At 64.2% G+C, this 21,775-nt stretch carries 24 protein-coding genes; 10 read left to right on the forward strand and 14 right to left on the reverse strand.

Going from position 1 to position 21,775, the window contains the following annotated elements; all coding sequences use genetic code 11:
* Positions 1-236 precede the first annotated feature (236 nt).
* Entirely contained in the window at positions 237-491 is a 255-nt protein-coding gene (locus YUA_RS0129105) for a hypothetical protein (RefSeq protein ID WP_027533852.1), read from the forward strand.
* A gap of 32 nt (positions 492-523) precedes the next feature.
* Here YUA_RS0129105 and YUA_RS0129110 read toward each other — a convergent pair whose 3' ends face one another.
* The 4 genes from YUA_RS0129110 to YUA_RS0129125 form a co-directional block, all read right to left on the reverse strand.
* Positions 524-766 (reverse strand): DUF6719 family protein, encoded by a 243-nt coding sequence (locus YUA_RS0129110; protein ID WP_027533853.1) that lies wholly within the window; start codon positions 764-766, stop codon positions 524-526.
* A gap of 258 nt (positions 767-1,024) precedes the next feature.
* Entirely contained in the window at positions 1,025-1,732 is a 708-nt protein-coding gene (locus YUA_RS0129115; protein ID WP_027533854.1) for an outer membrane protein, read from the reverse strand.
* A 287-nt stretch (positions 1,733-2,019) separates the two neighbouring features.
* The gene (locus YUA_RS0129120; protein WP_027533855.1) at positions 2,020-2,442 is read right to left on the reverse strand and encodes a hypothetical protein; all 423 of its coding nucleotides are present in this window, start codon (positions 2,440-2,442) and stop codon (positions 2,020-2,022) included.
* 208 nt (positions 2,443-2,650) lie between these two features.
* Positions 2,651-3,058, reverse strand: a complete 408-nt coding sequence (locus YUA_RS0129125) for a His-rich protein BRANT (protein WP_027533856.1) — start codon at positions 3,056-3,058, stop codon at positions 2,651-2,653.
* 249 nt (positions 3,059-3,307) lie between these two features.
* Between YUA_RS0129125 and YUA_RS0129130 the strand changes: the two genes are divergently transcribed.
* Together YUA_RS0129130 and YUA_RS0129135 are read left to right on the forward strand one after the other, a co-directional pair.
* A complete protein-coding gene (locus YUA_RS0129130; RefSeq protein ID WP_027533857.1) occupies positions 3,308-3,850 on the forward strand; it encodes a tetratricopeptide repeat protein in 543 nt (180 codons plus the stop codon).
* A gap of 109 nt (positions 3,851-3,959) precedes the next feature.
* The gene (locus YUA_RS0129135; RefSeq protein WP_027533858.1) at positions 3,960-5,345 is read left to right on the forward strand and encodes a serine hydrolase; all 1,386 of its coding nucleotides are present in this window, start codon (positions 3,960-3,962) and stop codon (positions 5,343-5,345) included.
* On the opposite strand, the gene YUA_RS0129140 is transcribed toward YUA_RS0129135, so the two are convergent.
* Positions 5,335-6,900 (reverse strand): S10 family peptidase, encoded by a 1,566-nt coding sequence (locus tag YUA_RS0129140; protein WP_027533859.1) that lies wholly within the window; start codon positions 6,898-6,900, stop codon positions 5,335-5,337. The genes YUA_RS0129135 and YUA_RS0129140 overlap by 11 nt on opposite strands.
* A gap of 244 nt (positions 6,901-7,144) precedes the next feature.
* On the opposite strand from YUA_RS0129140, the gene YUA_RS0129145 reads away from it, so the two are divergent.
* The 3 genes from YUA_RS0129145 to YUA_RS0129155 all read left to right on the forward strand — a co-directional run bounded on the left by YUA_RS0129145 (position 7,145) and on the right by YUA_RS0129155 (position 9,175).
* Positions 7,145-7,924, forward strand: coding sequence for an NAD kinase (locus YUA_RS0129145; RefSeq protein WP_027533860.1), 780 nt, complete (start codon positions 7,145-7,147; stop codon positions 7,922-7,924).
* 96 nt (positions 7,925-8,020) lie between these two features.
* On the forward strand, positions 8,021-8,566 hold the full coding sequence (locus YUA_RS0129150; RefSeq protein ID WP_008133731.1) for a response regulator: 546 nt from the start codon (positions 8,021-8,023) through the stop codon (positions 8,564-8,566).
* A 30-nt stretch (positions 8,567-8,596) separates the two neighbouring features.
* Positions 8,597-9,175 carry an Hpt domain-containing protein gene (locus tag YUA_RS0129155; RefSeq protein WP_027533861.1) on the forward strand — a complete coding sequence of 193 codons (579 nt, stop codon included), beginning with the start codon at positions 8,597-8,599 and terminating at the stop codon, positions 9,173-9,175.
* Between the two features lie 125 nt (positions 9,176-9,300).
* Here the strand turns inward: YUA_RS0129155 and YUA_RS0129160 are convergent, their stop codons facing one another.
* The 4 genes from YUA_RS0129160 to folE all read right to left on the reverse strand — a co-directional run bounded on the left by YUA_RS0129160 (position 9,301) and on the right by folE (position 13,046).
* Positions 9,301-10,476: a DUF2336 domain-containing protein gene (locus YUA_RS0129160; RefSeq protein WP_027533862.1), complete on the reverse strand. Its 1,176-nt coding sequence runs from the start codon at positions 10,474-10,476 to the stop codon at positions 9,301-9,303.
* Positions 10,477-10,636: 160 nt separating this feature from the next.
* Positions 10,637-11,653: a transglycosylase SLT domain-containing protein gene (locus YUA_RS0129165; protein ID WP_051383445.1), complete on the reverse strand. Its 1,017-nt coding sequence runs from the start codon at positions 11,651-11,653 to the stop codon at positions 10,637-10,639.
* A gap of 250 nt (positions 11,654-11,903) precedes the next feature.
* Positions 11,904-12,326 (reverse strand): phosphoribosyl-AMP cyclohydrolase, encoded by a 423-nt coding sequence (hisI, locus tag YUA_RS0129170; protein WP_027533864.1) that lies wholly within the window; start codon positions 12,324-12,326, stop codon positions 11,904-11,906.
* 27 nt (positions 12,327-12,353) lie between these two features.
* Entirely contained in the window at positions 12,354-13,046 is a 693-nt protein-coding gene (folE, locus tag YUA_RS0129175; RefSeq protein ID WP_027533865.1) for a GTP cyclohydrolase I FolE, read from the reverse strand.
* Between the two features lie 243 nt (positions 13,047-13,289).
* On the opposite strand from folE, the gene YUA_RS0129180 reads away from it, so the two are divergent.
* The gene (locus YUA_RS0129180; RefSeq protein WP_027533866.1) at positions 13,290-13,745 is read left to right on the forward strand and encodes an iron-sulfur cluster assembly scaffold protein; all 456 of its coding nucleotides are present in this window, start codon (positions 13,290-13,292) and stop codon (positions 13,743-13,745) included.
* Positions 13,746-13,761: 16 nt separating this feature from the next.
* Here the strand turns inward: YUA_RS0129180 and YUA_RS0129185 are convergent, their stop codons facing one another.
* A complete protein-coding gene (locus YUA_RS0129185) occupies positions 13,762-14,664 on the reverse strand; it encodes a hypothetical protein (RefSeq protein WP_027533867.1) in 903 nt (300 codons plus the stop codon).
* A gap of 241 nt (positions 14,665-14,905) precedes the next feature.
* Between YUA_RS0129185 and yidD the strand changes: the two genes are divergently transcribed.
* Both yidD and YUA_RS0129195 read left to right on the forward strand, forming a co-directional pair.
* Positions 14,906-15,244 (forward strand): membrane protein insertion efficiency factor YidD, encoded by a 339-nt coding sequence (gene yidD, locus YUA_RS0129190; protein ID WP_027533868.1) that lies wholly within the window; start codon positions 14,906-14,908, stop codon positions 15,242-15,244.
* A gap of 91 nt (positions 15,245-15,335) precedes the next feature.
* A complete protein-coding gene (locus YUA_RS0129195) occupies positions 15,336-15,548 on the forward strand; it encodes a hypothetical protein (protein ID WP_027533869.1) in 213 nt (70 codons plus the stop codon).
* Here the strand turns inward: YUA_RS0129195 and YUA_RS0129200 are convergent, their stop codons facing one another.
* On the reverse strand, positions 15,549-16,760 hold the full coding sequence (locus YUA_RS0129200; protein ID WP_027533870.1) for a hypothetical protein: 1,212 nt from the start codon (positions 16,758-16,760) through the stop codon (positions 15,549-15,551). It abuts the gene before it with no gap.
* 2 nt (positions 16,761-16,762) lie between these two features.
* Positions 16,763-18,127 (reverse strand): APC family permease, encoded by a 1,365-nt coding sequence (locus tag YUA_RS0129205; RefSeq protein WP_027533871.1) that lies wholly within the window; start codon positions 18,125-18,127, stop codon positions 16,763-16,765.
* A 361-nt stretch (positions 18,128-18,488) separates the two neighbouring features.
* On the opposite strand from YUA_RS0129205, the gene YUA_RS0129210 reads away from it, so the two are divergent.
* Entirely contained in the window at positions 18,489-19,805 is a 1,317-nt protein-coding gene (locus tag YUA_RS0129210; RefSeq protein WP_198029527.1) for an alpha/beta hydrolase, read from the forward strand.
* Positions 19,806-19,918: 113 nt separating this feature from the next.
* Here YUA_RS0129210 and YUA_RS0129215 read toward each other — a convergent pair whose 3' ends face one another.
* On the reverse strand, positions 19,919-20,308 hold the full coding sequence (locus YUA_RS0129215) for a hypothetical protein (protein WP_027533873.1): 390 nt from the start codon (positions 20,306-20,308) through the stop codon (positions 19,919-19,921).
* A 106-nt stretch (positions 20,309-20,414) separates the two neighbouring features.
* Positions 20,415-21,590, reverse strand: coding sequence for an MFS transporter (locus tag YUA_RS0129220; protein WP_027533874.1), 1,176 nt, complete (start codon positions 21,588-21,590; stop codon positions 20,415-20,417).
* Positions 21,591-21,775: the final 185 nt, after the last annotated feature.

The following is a 21,775-nucleotide window of genomic DNA, read 5'->3' on the forward strand; positions in this document are numbered from 1 at the left end:
CAGTGGCAGAAGCATGTGCCCGCAGCTTGTTTTCAGGTCGGCCGTCATGGCCGGAAACATCCGCTGATTCCGCCAAATGAGTCCCAAAGTTTCTTTTTTTGCGGATTCAGGACTCGTTAAGGACTCAGGACCCGGCCGCCTTGCACCCCGATCTCGACCGCCGATCACGGCCCCGTGATCGTCCCGGAACCCCTCCCGCCATGAAATCGTTAACGCGCTTTCCGGGAGCGGGAAGCATGCCCTACGCCCTGTTCTGCAACGACAGCCAGATCAGCAAAGCCTATCCGAGCGAGGCTGACGTCTGGAAACTCGCGCAACGGAGCGGCTTGGTCGTGGACGTCGGCACCGACGAAGGGCAGCACGGTCCGCGCCGGGTGCTCGACAATGACTATGAGATCAGATCGTGCCGAGCCGCCCAAGGCGAGGACCCCGCCAAGAACAAGGCGGACGCCGAGCGGGAATCCAGAATCGAGCTTCAGCTCAACTTGTGAGATCTGGCCCATGGCGGGCCGAGTGCCTTGCCTCAGGGCGTCGCGGTCGCCAGCGAAGCCTGCTCACCGGCAAGCGCCACGCAGGCCTTGCGGCGGTGTAGCCCGCGGATCGCGCCGGTGACCTTGAGCACCTTGCCCGACGGACAGGAGGCGTCCTTCACGAAGGCGACCTCGTAAGGTGCCAACATCAGAGGCTCGGATTTGAGGATTGTCTGGGCAGAGCACGGCAGGGCGAGGAAGCACGAGACCACCACCACCGACGCCAAGATACGCATGTTCGTTGTCCCACCAGCCCGGCAATTCAGTAATAACGCTTTCCGGAGCGCGAGTTCCGTAAGTCGCAATAATTATTTTTGCTTTACCCGATCCCCGTGACACGCGTGAGAAGGCGCGTGCCAGACTGTTTGCCTGCAAATGACGCGCCAGATGGTTCACGCAAGGCAAACAAGAGGCCGGCAGCGTGAGACCGGCAAAACGAAGGCCGGCGGGAAGCCGGCCATTGTCAGATCGTGGTCGTGCTCGTCCTCGGCGGCTTAGTAGCGCGGGGCCGCTGGACCGCCCCAGCCGAAGCGGTAATTCACACCGACCTTGACGGTATGCTCGTCGTCCCGGCCGCGGACGCCGACCACGTCGGCCGGACCGGAGGTGATAGTCGTGCTGCCGAAGTTGTAATACTGGTATTCGGCCTTGGCCGACCAGTTCGGCGCGAACATGTATTCGAGGCCGGCGCCGACGGTGTAGCCATCCTTGCTGTTGCCGGTGGTGGTGAAGGCCTGCGGGACGCCGGCGATATTGACGCCCAGGCGGCCGTTACGCCAAGCGTAACCGCCCTTGGCGTAGAGCAGCGTCGGGCCCCAGGTGTAGCCGATGCGGCCGGTCACCGAGCCGATCTGGTCGGTGTTGGAGGTCACCTGCGTGCCCAGCGGGAACGTGACGCCGTTGTTGTTGGTCGGCAGCCAGGAATACTGGGCCTCGATACCAACAACCCAATTGGGCGCGAACTGGTAGTCGAAGCCGCCCTGCACGCCGCCCATGAAGCGGGCATCGCTCGACTGGAAGCTGCTGTCACCGGCGAAGGCGCCGCCGACATGGCCGCCGATGTAGAAGCCGGTCCAGTTGTAGATCACCTGCGGCGGTGTATAGGCCGGAGCCTTGGTGTAGGTGCGCGGCTGCATGTCGGCTGCGGCCGCCGGTGCGGCCAGCGCCAGCAAAGCTGCTGCACCGAGCAAAATCGTCTTCATGATCATCCCCGTTCTTTCATTACGACACTCAGGAAACAACGTGGCGTGAATTGGGTTGCTTCGCGGCGATGCCGGAACGTTGATCGTTCGTGACTGTGACGGGGCAGCAACAACGCGATTTTGTTCCGTCACGTCTGCCTGCGCCCGACAGGTTTGGTCGTTCGCACAAGTCCAGCCGTAACAATTTGTCGCAAGGCAAAACCGCTCCGTTCAAAGCTCGCCAAAATGTGATCCAGCGGCTCCGGCGGCACTCGTCCTAGCACCGCGCAATGAAGACGGGCTTTGCGCTACCGCGTCATCTTTTCCAGTTCCGGAAAGGGTGCGTAAACCGCGCCTGCGCAGAGCTCGTTGGCACGGTCGATGACGCGGTCGGCCCGGCCGTTGACGAAGACGACGGCGCGCTCGCGCATCGCCTTGTAGCTGCCGTCGGTCTCGCGCGGCGCGAAGCGCAGGCAGCTGAGATAAAACTGGCGGCCGCCGACCTCCCGCAGCACCGGATCGGCCATGCTGGCGTCGCGCACGCCGACCGGATTGTTGAGATAGGAGCGCATCAGGGCCAGCGTGTCACTGCGAAAATTCTCGGGGAACGGCTGAGGTCCTCCGGCCTGAGTCCCCTCCATTAGGGATGCGCGGTCACCCTCGCTGCCGAAACAGGCCGCGAGCACCAGTGGCAGCACCAGGATCGCTGCGCGTTTCGCCAATCGCCCCAAGGGATCACATTCTCCGGCCAGTCAGTTTCGGACATGTTCTAGCTCCAAGGTTGCGCGAAGGGAATTCGCTTCCGCCGGTCGGGCGAACAGCGCACCGGCCCGCCGCCAGTACCTTGCGCTTTCGCGCAAGGTACGACGAACGGGCCGGGCCTGAACTCCGCACGCGGCAGCAGGGCAATCCAGGGATGCCGCCGCGCGGGATCAGTCGTTAGCTGCGCTTCTCGGTGGTCACCGGCTTGCCGAGGTCCGGCTGCGCCTTCAGCGACTTCTTGGCCGACAGATGCTTGTGGTGATGGCGATGCGTCCGCACGGTCTTGTGCTCGTCAGGCGTGATCGCGGCGTTGGCGTTCATCGCCTTCGACTTGGTGTCAACCTTGGCATCGGCCTTCACATCCGACTTGGCATCGACCTTGGCACCCGACTTGATGTCGGAGGCCTTCGCGTCGGCCTTGACGCCGGCGTCGGGTTTGGCAGCGGTGGTCGAGATCTTGCTCCGGGTCTGGTCCGCCTTGATCACCGGCGCGGTTGTCGTGGTGGTCTTGCCGGCTTCAGCGGCGAAGGCCGGGGCTGCGATGACGGAAGCTGCGAGCAAGGCTGCGGAAATGGTCTTCAACATGGTGGTCTCCTCTTGGAAGGATCTTGAGGCGGCGCCCTCTCGCCTACCCTTCGATCGTAGGTGAGAGCCTAGAACCCGCGCACTGAACCCAATCTGAAGCCGGTTGCCAGCTCCCGTTCATCTCGATGACAAGTTTGTCATCTGAGGAAAGGCGAATAGACCGGGGTGCCCGGAATGTTTTTGCGTAGCCGGTGTTCCGGTCTCTGGGCAATCGTGTAGGATCGCCACGTTCCATACGGGAGAACTTCAATGCGCAAACTCTCAATGCTTGTTGTGCCGGGACTCGTCGCCATGTCGCTGGCGGCCGCGCCGGTGCTGACCAGCGCTTATGCCGCGGGAGGCGACGAGCCTTCATCGCCGCCGAAGTCGGATACTTCGACCAAGAAGGGGAAGAAGAAGAGCTCTTCCGTCAGCGATCCCAAATTCCTCGCGGCCTATCGCACCGCCTACACCACGATCTACGATGGCCACGACTATACGGGCGCGATCGGCCAACTGAAGTCGCTCAAGCGCGACGACGTCGCCGATGTCGCCAACCTGATCGGCTACTCCTATCGCAAGCTCGGCGACTACCAGTCGTCGAAGGTCTATTACGAGATCGCGCTGAAGGACGATCCGAACCACGTCCGCACTTGGCAGTATTACGGCCTCTGGCAGCTCGAGCAGGGCAACCGCGAACAGGCGCAGTATCATCTGAACAAGATCGCCTCGCTCGCCGGCACCGACAGCTCGGAATATCGCTCGCTGGCTTCCGCGCTCGACAAACCGACCGGCGCGACGCTCGTCTACTAAAAGCACCGCATATCTGAACTCAGCGAACGGGCACGACCTTCCGGGTTGTGCCCGTTCTGCTTTCTCGGCTAGCTTCTCGCACCGATCTCCCCTCGCAAATTGGTGCGCAATGGACACGTGGCTGCGATCCGCGATCGACTACATCGGCTCCTGGATCGAATTCCAGCAGACGGCCTTCCAACAGCCCGGCGTCATGGTCGCATTCGTCCATCGCGGCGAGGTCGTCGCCGAGCATGCGTTCGGGCTTGCCAATCTCGACACCGGCGAGAAGCTCACCCCGCGCCACCGCTTCCGCATCGCCTCGCACTCGAAGAGCTTTACCTCGGCCGGCATCATGAAGCTGCGCGAGCAGCGCAAGCTCCGGCTCGACGATTCCGTCGGCCAATACATCAGCGGCCTGCATCCGCGCGTGGCCGAGACCACGATTGCCCAGGTGCTCTCGCACAGCGCCGGGCTGACGCGCGACGGCGCCGATTCCGGCCAGTTCATCGACAGTCGCCCCTATCTCAACGCCAAGGAGCTGCTTGCGGAATTGAAGCTGCCGACCGCGATCGAGCCCGGCACGCGCTTCAAATATTCCAATCACGGCTTTGCCTTGATGGGCCTCGTCATCGAAGCCGTGACCAAGGAGTCCTACTCCGCCTGGATCAAGCGCGAGATCATCGAGCCCGCAGGCCTGCGCGAGACCGAACCGAATGCGCCGCTTCCCAAGGGCGCACTGTTTGCGCGTGGCCATACGCGAAAGCTGCCGCTCGGCGAGCGCTGCGTGATACCCGGCGACAATCCCGCTCACGCGATGGCATCGGCCGCGGGCTTCGTCGCCACCGCCGCCGACACCGCGCGTTTCTTTGCCCAGCTTGCGCCCAACGCCAGGAAGAGCGTGCTGTCGGTCGCGAGCCGCCGCGAGATAACGCGCAACCATTGGCGCGTCCCACAGATCTTCGAAGGCTATTACGGCCTCGGCGTCAACGCCGGCAAGACCGACGGCTGGGACTGGTTCGGCCATGGCGGTGGCTTCCAGGGCTACATCTCACGGACCTGCTCCATTCCCGGATGCGAGCTCGCGATCAGCATCCTCAGCAACTCCATCGACGGCGTGGCACCGTTCTGGATGGATGGCGCGATGCAGATCCTGCGCGTCTTCAAGACGCGCGGCGCGCCCGACCGGCGCGTGCGCGACTGGACCGGCCGCTGGTGGACGATCTGGGGCGCGAGCGATCTGGTGCCCACCGGCAACCGCGTGCTGGTCGCCAATCCCCAGTTCAACAATCCGTTCATGGATGCCGCCGAGATCGAGGTCAACGGCCGCGACACCGGCAAGCTCGCCTGGGCCGCCGGCTATTCCAGCCATGGCGAGCCCGTGCGCCGCGTCCGCGACAAGCGCGGCAAAGTCAGCGACATCTGGCTTGGCGGCGCCAACATCAAGCCTGCAAGCGTCGTGGCACGCGAGATCGCGCGGCGCTACCCACCGCGCAAGAAGCGCCCTACTCCCTGATCAGCGCCTCGACCTCACCGCGAAACGCCTGCCGCGAGCCATCGCGCGAATAGAACATATGGCCGCCGGGATAGACGACGAACTTCACGCGCGACGTCACAAAGGCCGGCAGTTGGTCGAGCGCCCGCCTCGTGCCGAAATAGGGCGTGGCGAGATCGAACAGGCCGTGCGCGACCAGCACGTTCAGCTTCGCATCGGTGGCGAGGATCTGGCGCAACTCCGACAGCGATTGCGGTGGGTTGATGCCGCTGCCAAAGTCCCAGTTGCGCTCGACGGCACCGTTCAGGACTTCGTAAGAGCCGTCCGGCCGCCAGTTGAGTTTCCGCGTGAGAACATCGACGGCGGCACTCGTCAACGGGGCCTGGAGCGCATCGCCTGAGGGGTCGCCGAAGCGCGAGCTGCTCGAATCCGGATAGGGATCGAGGCCGCGCACGGAAGCATCGTAACGTCCGGTCACCATGCCGTTGTTGCGATCGAGCTCGCGGCGAAATTCGCCGACGTCGAAGCGACCGGCGAGCCTGCGGCTCACCGCCTGGTCGATGCCGGTGAGCTCTGCGACCTTGTCGGCCAGACGATTGCTGGCCTCCTTGTCCGCCTTGCCCTTGACCAGATCTGCCAGAAATTCGCCGCGGGCGTAGGCCTCGACATCGGCGAGATCGGCGCGCTTGACCGGGCCCTTGGCTTCGCGCGCCACTGCGACATAGCTCGGCAAGGTCGCAACATATTGCAGGAGGCTCGTGCCGGTGAACTCGCGGAAATCCAGCAACGGCGACACCAGGATCAATCCCCTGACGCCGACGCCGGACTGAATCTGCAACTGGCGCACGACCTTCGGCCCGCGAATGCCGCCATAGCTCTCGCCCGCGACGAATTTCGGCGAGGTCAGCCGATTGTGCTTCTCGAGCCAGCGGCGGATCACGAGGGCAATCGAATTGACGTCGCCGTCGACCGAATAGAACCGCTTGCGCGCGTCCTCGCCGCTCGCGATGACGCGGCTGTAGCCGGTGCCGACGGGATCGATGAAGACGAGATCAGTGAAATCCAGCCAGGTCTCCGCGTTCGGCTTCACCTCGGGCGAGGCCGACGGCGATAGCGCCTCGCCGTCGAGCGGCAGCCGCCACGGCCCGGCCACGCCGAACTGAAGCCACGCCGAGGACGCGCCGGGCCCACCGTTGAACAGAAACGTCACCGGGCGCGTGGCGCGATCGGCGCCATCGAGCTCGTAGGAGGTGGTGGCGATGTCGGCGAGCGGCTCCCCCTTGTCGTCGAACACACGGACGGAGCCGGCGGTCGCGGCGAAGTTGAGCGTCCGGCCCGGCAGATCGAGGGTCTGCTTGGTGGTCTGGTCTCCGGGGAGACGACGATCGGAGGCCGGTGGCGAAGCCTGCGCCGCATTCTGTGCATTGCCGCCGCGGCCGCCTTTCTGTCCCGCGGGCGCCGTCGCCTCGTTGCGCGGCTGCGGCGGATCGTCCGCAAGTGCCAGCCCCGCGAGCCCGAAAGTAGACACTGCCAACACCAGTCCCGCGCGGCGCAGCATCGGCAAGCCCATGACCATGATCGTTCTCCTCGCCCCCCACACTCGCAATACGTGATCGCAGCTATAGCCGCCAATTGCGACGGTTTGGGGGATCGGAGGCCCAGAAACGGCTTTCCGGGCCAACCAGCCCGGCTTTTGCCCTCAAATGGGACGCCTGGCCGACGGTGGCGTTTGCCTTGCCGGGCGGTCATCCTCGACAATAGAGGCCCAGGTCGTATAGACGACCTCGGCGGATCTTTCTCGAGCCACCTGTCTGGAAGCCATGACCAAGCCATCGCGATACGACCGGCTCGCCTTCGTCGCCAGCCCGAGCAGCGAAGCGCAGGCCGCCTTCAGGCAGCTTACCGATAGCTACGGCAATTGCGACCCGAACGAAGCCGACGTCGTGGTCGCGCTCGGCGGCGACGGCCTGATGCTCCAGACGTTGCACCAGCACATGCACACGGGAAAGCCGATCTACGGCATGCACCGCGGCACGGTCGGCTTCCTCATGAACGAATACTCGACGGTCGACCTGCGCGCCCGGCTCGAGGCGGCGCATGAATCCGAAATCAACCCGCTGCTGATGCGCGCGACCGACGTCAACGATCGCGTTCACCTGCATCACGCCATCAACGAGGTCGCGCTGTTCCGGCAGACCCACCAGGCAGCGCGCCTGCGCATCCTGATCGATGAGCGCGAGCGCATGCCCGAGCTGATCGCCGACGGCATCATGGTGGCGACGCCGGCAGGCTCGACCGCCTATAATCTCTCCGCCCAGGGGCCGATCCTGCCGATTAACGCCGCGCTGCTGGCGCTGACACCGATCAGCGCTTTCCGGCCGCGGCGCTGGCGCGGCGCACTGCTGCCCAACACGGCCTATGTCGTGATCGAGGTGCTGGAAGACGACAAGCGCCCGGTGGCGGCAGTCGCCGACCATGACGAGGTGCGCGATGTTCGCCGCGTCGAGGTGCTCGCCGACAAGACCATTTCGATGGGGATGCTGTTCGACCCTGGCCACAGCCTGGAAGAACGCATTCTGCGCGAGCAATTCGGCTCCTGAACCGCCGGCCGGCGCCGCCGGAGGCCCGTTCGCAACGCTTCATTAACCCTCGGCACGATATGGTTAACGAAGGTTGACCGCTTTGGCCCGGGCGTCATGTTTCGCATCGACTTCAACAAGCTGCGCTTTCTCGTCTGCGACGATAATCCGCATATGCGCCGCATTTTGCGGACGCTGCTGCATTCGTTCGGCGCGCGCGAGGTCTACGAGGCCGAGGACGGCGCGACCGCGCTTGAAATGTACAGCCACTACGTGCCCGACATCGTCATCACCGACTGGGCAATGCCGATCTTCGACGGACTCGAGCTCGCGCAGATGATCCGGCAGCCGGAATCCAAGGGCAACCCCTACGCACCGATCATCATGCTGACCGGCCATTCCGAGAAGCGCCGCGTCACCGTCGCGCGCGATGCCGGCGTTACCGAATTCCTGGCCAAGCCAATCTCGGCCAAGGGCCTCTACCAGCGCATTCTCAACGTCGTCGCCAGTCCCCGGCCCTTCATCAAGACCAAGACCTATTTCGGCCCGGACCGGCGCCGCAACACCAACTCCGCCTATATGGGCCCGGAGCGCCGCGTCGGCGAAAAGCACGAGGTGCTCCAGCAGCCCTCGCTGCTCGACAAGGCCCGCTCCTCCATCTAGCGCAACGTCTTACCCGGCGAGGCAGGCATCATGGCGAAGAACAGCGCAAAGGACATCGAGGTCACGGCCTTCGCCACGCATCACGTGATCACGCAACCCAATCCGTTGCGCAAGGTGCTGCGCCGGGTCGAGGACAAGGACATGGACGATCCGATCGCACGCGCCGAGCAGGCGCTTGCCGATCTGTCCGGCGAGTTCAAGAGCTGGATGACGACCGAAGTCAACCGGCTGTCGTCTGCCTACGTCGCCATCCGCAATGACGGCTTCACCAAGGAGCGCCGCGACGAGCTGTTCCACGCCGCGCACGACATCAAGGGCGACGCCGCCACGTTCGGCTTTCCAGCCGCGGCAGGAGTCGCCGAAAGCCTGTGCCGCGTCATCGAGCATGCGCCGGATCTGGAAAGAGTGCCGGCCGAGCTGTTCACGCACCACATCAACGCGATCCTCGCCATCGTGCATGAGAACACCAAGCTCGACAGCATCAGTGTCTCCGCCGAGCTCAGTCGCCGTCTGCGCAAGGTCGCCGACGACTATCTCGCCGACGTCAACCGCGACCGCCCCGAGCATCTCGAAGTGATCCTGGCGCCGAGCATCGTGCCGGCGGAGTAGCAGTCTCTCGCTACGATAGGTATCGTAGGGTGGGCAAAGCGAAGCGTGCCCACCAATCGAATCGCATTGTGTGGGTGGATGGTGGGCACGGCGCAGTGCGCCTTTGCCCACCCTACGGCACCTGACTACGCCGCGACCAGGTCGTCATACACCGGATCAACTGCGTCTTCCGCGACGAGCTCGTCGCAGAACAGCCTCGCCTCTTCGCGTGCGGATTCGGTGGCGAAGCGGCGCAGCAGGACCATGAGGGGCTCGGTGGCGCCGCGGTCGGTCTCGCAATGGGTGAGCACGCGCTCGACCATGCGCCGGCGCAGCCGCGCCGCGGTGTCGTCGGTGTCGACAAAGCCCTGCTCGTGGCACGCATCGAGCGCGACCTGGAACGCCGCGAACGTCGCCTCGGGCAGCCCGGCGCGACGGAGTAGCGCGTGCAGGCTGTTGCCGCCGCGATCGTGTAGCAGTGCGGAGACGCGCGCGAGCGGCAGATCGGCGAGTTCAGCGAGCGCGGCATCAAACAATTCGAGATTGCTCGACAGCAGTGCGCGCAGGATCAGGCCCGCGGTGAGCTGGCCGGTGATCCGCAGATGCTTCACCAGGCCCTGCATGTCGTCGCCGCGCGAGCGCGCCGCGATGTTCATGGTGGAGCGATCGCGCGCCTCGGTCGTCATGCGCTCGGCACGGTCGGCGCTCAGCCAGTTCCGCGCCACGACGAATTGCGCCAGGGTCTCGGAGAGCTTTGCCACCAGCGCGGCGCGCGTTGCGGCTGGGATGTCGTCCAGCACCAGCATCGCCTCGCGGATCGCGGCGAGATGGCCGTGACGCTCGACGATACGATTCCAGGAGAACGGCGCGAGCTCGGCGTGCGGATTTTCGATCAGCTCCAGCGCGGCCGCCGCGCAGCCGACCTCGGCGATGGCGGCGCAAACCGAGACCGGCAGCGCAATGCGGCGGGCGACCGCGCATTGCACCTCGTCATTGCCGGTCGCGACGATGTCGACGAGATCGGCATCGATCAGCAGCGGGGAATGTTCGAGCACGGGCAACGCCACGGTCGGCTGGTCTGCGGACAGCGCCCGCACGATCGACGCCGGCGCATCCGTGCTGCGCGCGAACGCCTCGGCCATCGCCTGCCGCACCAGCGGCGACGGATCGTCGAGCAGCATCAGCAGCGCGCCTTCGGCGGCGACACGGTCGTCGTGGGAAAGGTCCGAGATCAGCCAGGCCCGGGCCAATGCCCGCGTTGCCTCCGCCCGCTCACCGGCGGGCGCAGTCCTGATCCAATTGATAAACTGCCGAACAATCATGGTGCTTCCGGCTTACGCAACGAAAAAAAGAAACGGTGACGGCTTGTCACCTGCAACACAAAATAAACTACGACGCTTAACAAAGCGTTCACCATAACTGGCTGGTTTTATTGAGGATTTGTTAAAGGAGAAAAGCCGCGCAACGGCGCGGCAGCGCGCGCTAGCTCGAGAAGGCGCCGCTGCGATCGCTGAAGAGATCGAGCGGTTGCGGCGGACGCACGTCGGGCGTCGCTGATGCAACCGAGGTGAACGAGGCGTTGTTGCCCCACAATTTCTGTACCGTCGTCGAGACAGGCTGCGTCGCATCGCCGGGCTGATAGATCGAACGGAATGCCGGCGTGACCGGCGCGCTGTCTGCAACCGTCGTCGACGATGTCGCGTTCACCGGCGTCATCCCGCGTGCGTCCGGGAAGGTCTGGAGATAGGCGGCGCCATTGACCATCGGCACGGTGGGCTGCACGCCGTTGGCGGCGGCAACCTGCGTGGTCGACGGCGTGTCGCCATACATCGCCATCGCGCTGCGCGTCGACTTCGCATTCGAGGCGCTGGCATAGCGCGCATTCAACACCGAATAGACTTCGGAGATGCTACGCGCACGACCATCCCTGGCGTAGAAGATCGAACGGTTGGCGGAGGCCGCATTGGGAAACAGCCGCGCGCCGACCGCCTGCGGGTTGTCCTCGGCATTGGCGATCAGTTTCGCCGCGCCGCTGACGCCCATGAAATGCGCCATGTAGAGCTCGCTGTCGGACGGCCTGCGGCCGAGCAGACCGGTGAGCTTGAAGCTGTTGGACTGCGTCAGCGCCGCCGCCATGCTGGAAGCGGCCTCGGGATCGTCGCGCAGCTTCATGATCGAGCGCTTCATGAAGGGATCGTCGACGGTGTAAGTGCCGGACGACGTCCGGGTGATCGCGTCGGAATAACTGCCATAGCCGAGCTGGGTGCCGGCCTCCTTCACCGTGCCAAGCCAGGTCTGGTCGATGAACTGATAGAGGCCGTGAGCGGATGAGGTGCTGGCGCCGGCCGACGGATCGAAATCCGATTCCATCTTGGCGGTGGTCAGCATGTATTCGAAGCTGACGCCGGTCTGGCTCGAGGCCTGCTTGATCGCGCCCGCGACGCGCCGCGATGAGTCGGTTGCGGCCGTCTGCGAGGCACTGGAATTGTCGACCGACATGATGGCGTGACCGGCCCGCGCGGCGTTTGAACGGCGCCGGCAATGCGGGCGCCCGATCGTCTCACCGTGGGACAATTATGGTTAACGCGGGGTTAATTCGGTGACAGCTCCTTGCCCCGGGTCATCCCGGAACATTGCGCTGCGATGAGCCCGGAATCCATTCCACCGCGCGTGATGCCGCGTGATGGATTCTCAGGTGCGCAATTGCGCACCGTAGATCGCGCTGCGCACGCCCCGGAATGACGGAGAGCTACTTCTTATAAACTGCATCCGGATCGAACAGCCGGTCAGCATCGACGAAGACGAGCTTCGCACCGCCGCCCTCGGCCTCGACCTTGCGATAGAAACAGGATCGGCGACCGGTGTGGCAGGCCGCGCCGATCTGCTCGACGCGAAGCCAGACTGCGTCCTGGTCGCAATCGGTGCGGATCTCGACCACGTGCTGGGTCTGACCTGAGGTCTCACCTTTTCGCCACAAGACATTGCGCGAGCGGCTGAAGTACCAGGCTTCGCCGGTGGCAATGGTCTTGCGCAACGCCTCGTCATTCATATGCGCGACCATAAGCACGTCACCGGTGGCGACGTCGGTCGCCACGCAGGTCACAAGGCCATTGGCATCGAACTTGGGGAGGAAGACCAGGCCTTCCTCGATTTCGTGGGAGTGAGCGGACACGACACACCTCGCCAGTTAATCGCGAGGTCAGCGCGCCATGCCTCGCACCATGGACAGGAAGCGGGCCTGCTCCGCCGGATTGTCGCGGAACATGCCGGTGTAGCGGCTGGTGAAGGTGGAGGCGCCATGCTTGGCGACGCCGCGCACCGACATGCAGGTATGCTCGGCCTCGATCAGGACGGCAACGCCACGCGGCTTCATGATCTCGTCGATCGCCGCTGCGATCTGCGCCGTCAGATGCTCCTGGGTCTGGAGCCGGCGGGCGAAGATGTCGGTCAGGCGCGCAAGCTTCGACAGGCCGACGACGCGTTCCACCGGCGTATAGGCGATGTGCGCCTTGCCATAGAACGGCATCATGTGATGCTCGCATTGCGAGGTGAACTCGATGTCGCGCACGAGCACGAAGTCGTCATAGCCGGCGGTCTCGCCAAAGGTGCGGTCGAGCACCTCGGCGGGGCACTGGTGGTAGCCCTGATAGAGTTCGTCGAAGGCCTCGACCACGCGGCGCGGTGTGTCGAGCAGGCCCTCGCGCTCGGTGTTCTCGCCGATATAGGCGAGCAGCGTCTTCACCGCCGCTTCCGCCTCGGCGCGCGCCGGGCGCGGCTGGTCGGCGCGAACGGCGGCAGCGAGGAATTCGGAAGGATCAAGCTCTGCCGGGCGGCTCTCGGGCTGCCGGTCGGAAGGCTTGTTCGGGCGGATGGATTTGATCGTAGCGTCCATGTCTACTCCGTTCGACGGCCTTGCGGCCGGAGTGTCACCGGCAGACGGGGCGGACAAGCCGCCGGACGCCTGAAGAGAACAGTATTTGGCGAAAGCGGTCCCTTGGCAATAACGCCGGCAACGCAAATCCGGACCAACGCCGACGCACCGCCGGGCTGTTTTTCCGCCAGTTCCAGCCCTATATAGGACCGTGGACGGCGCCCGCCAAGGCCGATTGGGTGCGGAAGTGTTGGACTCCATCACATGCTGAATGACATCTATAACAAGCGGATCATCGAGCTGGCCGGCAATATTCCGCGCCTCGGACGGTTGTCGGCCCCCGATGCAACCGCCACCGCCCATTCCAAGCTGTGCGGCTCGACCGTGAAGATCGACCTCAAGATGGAGGGCGATACCGTCACCGACTTCGCACATGACGTGAAGGCCTGCGCGCTGGGCCAGGCCTCTTCATCCATCATGGCAAGTCACGTGGTCGGCTCGACTGCGAGCGAACTCCGTGAGTTACGCGAAACCGTTCGCAAGATGCTGAAAGAGAATGGTGCGCCTCCCGAAGGCAAGTGGGAGGAAATCAAATTCCTCGAGCCGGTCCGCGACTACAAGGCGCGCCACGCCTCGACGCTGCTGACCTTCGATGCCGTGGTCGATGCGATCGGCCAGATCGAGGCCAAGGCGAAGCAGCCGGCCACCGCGCAAGGCTGAGAGCGGACTGAAGCTCTTACTTCTGCGACGGCGCAGCCGGTGCTGTGGCCGCGCTACCCGTGGGCACCACGGCCTCCGCCGTCTTGGTCGACTTGGCTGGCTGCACCTGCTCTCCGCCGAACCTTGCCTGCGTCTTCGGCGCAAGCTCCGCCACTGCAGGCGCCGTGACGTCCACATGCGGCAGCACGTCCGCCACCAGATCAGTCGTCACGAGATTGGTCAGCTTCAGCTCGGCGACGTCCAGCTCATGCAGATCTTCCCAGGGCGGCACGTTAAGCGCGAGCGACAGCAGGTCCCCCGCTCCACCCATGTCAAAGGTGTATTTGGCGAGCCGCCCGATGTCGCGTTCCACGATCATCAAATCCTGCGCGCTGTAGCTCGCAGCCTTGGCGTCGTCGGCACGGTCGCCCATCCAGATCTGATGGACGCGAACATGAGCCGCTTCCGGCACGTAGCGCTTCTTTCCGGCCAGCAGCAGGAACACGCACATGGACTCGCAATAAGCTTCCGAGGCGACCGCGGGACGGGCGCCCTGCCCGCCGCCGCTTTGCTGCGTGATGCCGACGGTGGTGAGAAGGCCGAGATTGCGGAAGCGCCGGCCGAGGGTGATGGCGTCGTTGACGGAACCGCCGCTGGAGTCGAGCACGACGGTCGCGCCGCCGAGCTGGCGCCCGCGGGCGAAGTCGTCGAAATCCTTCGGTGTATTGGCAGTGATGATGCCGACCGCGCTGACCCAGCCGCGGCAGTTGGGCTCGCAGGCGACCCAGCCAAACTTCATCGGCAGCTTGCGCTCTTCGAGCGAGGCACCGGCACGAGCCGACGAGCCTAAGGTCGCGACGGCGCCTGCCAACACGATACCACAAGCAGCGGTTCCCACTAGCAACCAGCCGCGAAGGTTGAACGACTTCAGAAGTTTCAAACTGATCCCTTCCCCAAGCCCCAATTGGCGCGATTATCCCCGCTTCGCGCTCGATGAGTCGATCATACAGATGTATGTTTCCACGAGCGTCACAAAAATGGTATCCGGAGGACTACAGCTCGTCCATACGACTTGCTGCACTGCTCCCTAAAAACATGCAAAATATGGCGCGCGCGCAACGGGTCGAAGTTCCCTGCGCAGGAACCGCGCGTTTAGGGCAGAGATTTGTAGCAGAGCGCACATGAAGCATTCAGCCTGCGAGCATTGTTCCAGTTCCGTTACAGGTGCGCTTCGGCTTCCGAGCAGATTCGGTCGCGCGCTGATCTGGCTCTATCGACACGCACTGTCGCCGCTGGTCGGCTACAACTGCCGCCATCTGCCGACTTGCTCCGTGTACGGTGACGAGGCCATCGAGCGCTTCGGACTCTGGGCCGGCGGCTGGATGACTCTCGCGCGCTTGTTGCGTTGCAACCCCTTCGGCACCTCTGGCATCGACAACGTACCTCTTGCTGCGCCGAGGGGGGCGCGCTGGTACCTGCCCTGGCGCTACGGCCGCTGGCGCGGCGTTAATGACCCCTAAGCATGCTGCGGTGCTTTGTGCATCGGTGCTCTGACTGGAACCGGAACTCCGCCCTCGCGTTGTTGTGATGCTCCCACGGGAGGAAACAACAATGCGCTGGAAAATCAGCCCTCATTTTCACTTCAGGCCTGGTTCACATCTTAGCTTTCGTCCGCGGGATCACGATCCCCGCGCCATCGATATGCTCGCGATCATCGCTCTGCTCGTCTTCGTCATCGGCTCCGGCTGGTACCTGGCGATAAACCTTGCAACGCCGCCAAGCACGACTGCGTTCATCGTGCCGAGCCAGAGCGTGCACTGGTAGCTAGCGGAACCAGAAGAAGCGTCCGGGCGGCGGCGGGACCGGCTCGGGCGGACGCAGTCGCTTCGGCCGCGGCTTCGGCGGCGGTTCGGCGAACGAGGTTGTCTCCGCGTCCGGCGCGGCCTCGCTCCCGGGGATCTTCACCGACAGCAGCAAGTTCGACTCATGCATCCGCCAGCGATAGCCGACGCCGAAATCGATCGGCTGCGCGCGCGTGAACAGCTCGGCGTAACGCTCCTGATAGCGGCCGGCGAATTCGCCGATCGGCCCGAGATAGCGGCCGAACGGGAAGAAGCGCCATTGCCGCGGATTGTAGCTGGCGAGCGGAATGCCGGAATCATCCTGGATGATGGTCGCGCTGTTGGCGAGCAGCCAGTCGCGGGCAATGGTGAAGTTGCCCGCGTGCAAGAGATACGACGCGCTCTTGAGCAGGCTGTTGCCGGGCCCGAGTGTCTCACAGAATTTCAGGAAGCCGGCCGCGCGCGCGCCGGAATTGGAGAGATCGGTCGAGAAATAATACAGTGTGCGCGCCTCGCCGTCGGCGCCAGCGAACGTGATGCGGACCCCGCGTGTGGCATTCGGCCCCGGATTGTCATTGCCCGTATGCACCCCGCCCTTGTCGTCGAGCGCGACCGTCTCGACGTTGCGGATGGTCTTGCCGGAGCGCGCCAGGAAGACGTAGAGGATCGGCAAGGTGCCGTTGACCTGGTTAGCGCGCAGGTCGACCTTCATCTGCTTGGTGATGAAGAAAGAGAAGCTTAGGATCGAGCCCAGCGAGCGCTCGACATTGTAGAGCGCGGCATTGACCGAGCCGCGCGGCAACCTGGTCAGATCGGGCACCGCACCGGCCGGTTCCAGCGCGCCCAGCACGTAGGTGCTGGCCTTGGAATAGAAGGCGTTGGCGTAGAGGAAATCCGGGCCGCTGAAAAAATAGAACATGGTCGGCCGCGGCGCGGCGAGATTGACGTCGGACCAGCTCCGGATCTTCGACAATTGCCGTTGCTCGAGCTGGGCGAAGGCGCCGTCGAAGAATTTTGCGTGATGCTGCCAGGACGGATCCCTGGTGAGCGCCACCAGCGGCGAGTCCGCCGAAGGCTGCATGCCCGCGAGGAAGCGCGCGGTGTCGTCGAAAGTAACCTCGACCGCGCGCGCGGACGAGATGGCCGCAGCCATAAGGGCAAGAGCGACGGCCGCAAGTCTCATGGGTCGAAACATGTCTATTCGCGATTGTGTGACGTGGCAGCGGCGACCGGCCGCCTGCGGAAAACGGCATAAATCAACAGGCCAGAGAGCATGACGAGCATCCCCGACAGCGACTGCACCGGCCGCTCGGTCAAGAGGTAGTACATCATGGACGCGGTCACGAGCAGGAAAATGAGCGGCGTGAACGGGTATCCCCAGGCGCGATAGGGTCGCGGCAAATCGGGATCGGTGATGCGCAGCTTGATGACGCCCGCGACCGTGAAGAACGAGCAGAACAGCAGCGAGAACTGGATGAAGTCGAGCACCGCCTCGAAGCTGCGCGTGAACAGCAACAGATTGGCGACCGCGAGCTGAAACAGGACGGCGTAGGCCGGCGCGCCGCTCACCGATCGCTTCGAGAACACGCGGAGCGCCGGAATGTCCTCCCCCATCGTCATCATCACGCGCGGGCCGATCCACATCATCGCGCTGATCGACGAGATCAGACCGACACAGATCATCGCACCGACGATCCGGCCGCCGAGGGGACCGAAGATGGCGCTGCCGGCCACGCTTGCGACGTCGAGCTGGCCGGCCAGCGCGCTGATTGGCGTCGAGTAGAGAAATACCGCGTTGAGCGCGACATACAGCACCAGCACGATCAGCGTGCCCACGAGCAGCGCACGCGGCAGGCTTTGCTGCGGCGTGCTCATCTCGCCGATGATGTAGGTCGCGGCATTCCACCCCGAGAACGAGTACATCACGAAGACAAGCCCGATCGCGAAAGGCGCGCTCACGATATGGGCGAGATCACCGGCGTGCGGCGCAAAGGAGATCGGCTGCGGCGTGCCGACGACGAAGCCTGCGACGAGGAAAGTAACGATCAGCACGACCTTGAGGATGGTCGAGACCAGCTGGAAGGTCGAGGAGTGCCTGACGCCGGTCAATTGTACGATCGAGACCAGCCACACCACGCCGATCGCCAGCGGGATCGGCGGCACCTCAGGCATGACGGACTTGGCGTATTCACCGAAGGCCATGGCCGCGAGCGCCACCGGCGCCGCGAAACCCACCGTCGCCGAGACCCAGCCGGCGAGAAAGCCGAAGGCCGGATGATAGGCGCGGCCGAGGAAATTGTACTCGCCGCTCGAGCGCGGAAACATCGCGCCCAACTCGCTGTAGCAGAACACGCCGCACAGCGCGACGATGCCGCCGACGGTCCACAGCGCGAGGATCGAGAAGCCCGAGGGGATGTCCTTGACCTGGAAGCCGAGGCTGGTGAAGACGCCGACCCCGATCATGTCGGCAACGACGATCGCGGTTGCGACCAGAACGGAAACCCCGGAGCCGCCGGTCAGCCGCCCGGTCCAGGACGCGGTTCCCGCATCTGATGCCGTCATCTGGGTCCTTCGCCTCAGGCGTCGCGCCTCATGGGAGGCATCGTGCAGATTGGTCCAGTCAATTCAAGCAGGGTTAACAAGGGTTAAATGAGGCGATCCGAATAGGTAATTAGTCACCTTTTATGCCCGTCCTTGGACTATAAACCCGTAATCGGCCGCGGAAATACGCGCATCACTCCCACAATCGCGACACGATTGCGTGGTCTTTTTTGATCGTTCCGGATGTGGGGAAGTTTCTCCGGACACTTAACGTCGCCTAAACGCCAGTCGGCTCAATTGTCTTAAGAATGCCGATGGACGTGAGTTCATGGCTTGGGGTCATGGGTGGATGGTCGGGGCCGTTCCGAAATTGAAAGCAGACATGGGTGCTGACCGGACCAAGACGTCCGGGGCGCGCGGTCGTGCGCTTCGGATCGCCATGATCTCAGGCTTGGTGCCGCTGTCGCTCACGCTGGTTCAATGCGGCAATGCGCCCAATCCGACGGCGCTCGCGACGAACTCGCAGGCCAACGTCCAAGTCGTCAACCAAGTCGTTGCGAAGACAAATCCGCAAACCTCCAATCAACAAGTCGCAAGCGGCGACACGTTCGAAGATCGCTTCCCCGCCCCGCAGTTTAGGGAGCGCTTTCCCTCGGCGAGCGAAAGCCTTCTGCAACGGCAGATGTCGGACTTCTCGCCCAAGCGCGCCATGCAGCAACAACCGGAGCAGGCGCCCTACAAGGTGGCCTCGCTGGCGCCGCAGATCCCCTACCAGCGTCCGGCGCGCGACGACCTGACGACCCTCGTCAGCATGAAGTCCTCCGCCTTCCCCTATTTCGGCAACAACCCCGCCTCGGACTCGCCCTTCCTGAATATCTCCAAGGGCGACCGCCGCGGCCACCGCAGCTACTCGGGGCGCGTGTTCTGGCAGGACGAAACCTACAATGACAGCCGCGTGCTGGTGCACGTCCCCGAGCATTTCGACGTGCGCAAGCCGGGTGTGATCGTGGTGTTCTTCCACGGCAATGGCGCGACGCTCGAGCGCGACGTGCGCGACCGCCAGCTGGTGCCGCGGCAGATCACCGATTCCGGCGCCAATGCCGTGCTGCTTGCGCCGCAGATGGCTGTCGATGCCGCAGACTCCAGCGCCGGAAAATTCTGGCAGCCGGGCGGCCTCAAGCGCTTCATGGAAGAGTCAGCCAGCCACCTCGCTCAGCTGACCGGCGATCCCAACAGCGCGCGTGCCTTTGCCAATATGCCGATCGTGATCGTCGGCTACAGCGGCGGATTCCTGCCGACCGCATGGAGCCTCGAGGTCGGCGGCATCAGCGATCGAGTCCGCGGCGTCGTGCTGCTCGATGCGGTCTATGGCGAAATGGACAAGTTCGCGTCGTGGATCGAGAGCCATCGCTCGGGCTTCTTCGTCAGCTCCTATACCCACTACACCGCACGGCGCGATCGCGAGCTGATGAGCATGCTCAGGCACAAGGGCATCGGCGTCTCCGAGGACATGGATGGACCGTTGCGTCCGGGTAGTGTCGTGTTCGTCGAAACCGGCGACGGCATCACCCACCGCGACTACGTCAACCGCGCGTGGACGCAATACCCGCTCAAGGACGTGCTGGTGAAGATGTCGGCAACGCCGGCGCTGGCGCTGACACGCGTGGCAGCCACCAGCCCTTCGGCATCGAATCGTTAGTCCGGATAGTGCGCGGGCCGGCATTTCGACGCGCTGCGGGCCGTTGCCTTCAGGGCCATATTGAGCCGGATCAGCGACTGGCCATCCGGCCCTCGAACCTCAGCTCTTGAGCTTTAGCTTTTGGGCAGCTTCGGAATGCTCTCGGCAAAGCCGTTGAAGCAGGCCAGCCGCTCATCCTCTTCCTTGAAGAAACGGCAATCGGCGTAGCCCTTGGCCTTTGCCGGCTTCGGCTTGGGCGTCGGCGGGATAATGGCGTCGTAGCAGTTGAGCCGGTCCTTGGTGCCGTCGTCAGTATCGAGGCAGGCCTGAAGCCGGGCCGCGATCGATTGCGGCTTGCCCTTGGGCGCCGCAGCCGGCTTGGCCGCCGCCTCTTTGGTACCGGCCTTGGTCCCTTTGGGCTTCACCTGCACAAGCGGCTTGTCCCCCACCATCGGTGGCTTGTCGGTCTGCGCAAACGCCGAGGCTGAATAGAGCACCGCGGCAACCGCCAGAATCATCCTCATTTCAGTCAACTCTCTTTGGTCCCCATGACGGGCGTTCTAGCGCTCTCCCGCGCGGTTTGCCAAGCGCCTTGCACACCAAGCGCCTTGCGCACAGGAAATGCCGGCTTCAGCCCGGGGCGGCAGCAGCCGGCCGGGGACGGCTCACAAGCACCAGGACAAGCGCCAGCACGACGAAGCCGACCGCCACGAAGCCTGTGCTGTGCAGCAGTTCGCGGGCAAACAGCAGCCCTCCGACGGCCGAGCCAATCGCCTGGCCGATATAGAGGACTGATGTATTGAGCGCGACGGTTGCAGGCGCGAGCGGGGGCGCGGCCGCGACCAACCGCACCTGCTGCATCGAGTTGGTCGAGGCAAAGCCAAGTCCCCAGATCGCCACCGCGATCGCCATCAACACAAGGGTGCCCGCGCTCAGCGCCCATCCGGTGATCCCAGCCAGTAACAGGCACGTGAACAACAATGATGTTGGGTACGGCCCCCATGTGTCGACGATACGGCTCGCCACCACGACGCCGAGGAAGCCGCAGATTCCATAGATCGCGAACACCATGCCGATCGCATCCGGGCTCGCCTCGGTCAGCTTCTTGAGCAGCGGACCCATGAAAGTGAACACCGCGAACTGTCCGGACATCTGCAGCATCGTGATCGCGAGCAGCAGCAGGATCGTCCTGTTGCGGCCGACTTCGCTCCAGGTCTTGAGGTCGACCGGCGTGCCCTTCAAACCAGCCGGCAGGCGCACCAGCAGTAACAGGAAGCTGACGCAGCCGAGCGCGCCGATCTCGCCATAGGCGGCGCGCCAACCATAGCGGCTGGCGATGAAGGTGATCAGCGGGAGGCCGACCGCGGCAGCCAACGACCAGCCGAGGAAGATGTAGGCGATCGTGCTGCCGCGCCGCTCCGCCGGCACGATCAGCGCCGCCGTACCCGCAGCCTGCGGCGTGTAGAGCGCGCCGACGGCGAGCATCACCAGTCGAATGACAAGGAGGCTTGCGTAGTCGGGCGCAAAGGCCGAGGCGAGATTGCCAAGGGCGAGCACCGCGAGCGTGGTGGTGAGCAAGATCCGCCGCTCGATGCGGCTGGTCAGCCAAGCCGTCAGCGGCGAGCCGATGCACAGCGTGATTGCGCCAAAGGTGATGAGCAGCCCGGCCGCATGGATGCTGACGTCGAGCCCCGTCGACAATTCCGGGAGCATTCCCGCCGGCGCCAGCACCGAGCAACCGGTAACGAGATTGCCGAGCATCAGGGCGGTTGGCGTGAAACGGCCGGCGGCAGGCGATTTTTCCATGCAAATGCATGTAGAGCAGCTCGGCGACCAGTGAAAGGGCGCGGACCGAAATAGTTGGAGCACCGCCCCGGCTTTTACGCGCGACTTTCTTGGAATTGCCCGATTGCGCAGGCCGAATCGCCTGATATATCGCTCGTTCCCGCTTACCTGCGCTCGTTCGCAGGAGTGAGCCTCAGGAGAAAAGC

Source organism: Bradyrhizobium sp. WSM3983, assembly GCF_000473045.1.
Classification (GTDB): Bacteria; Pseudomonadota; Alphaproteobacteria; order Rhizobiales; family Xanthobacteraceae; genus Bradyrhizobium.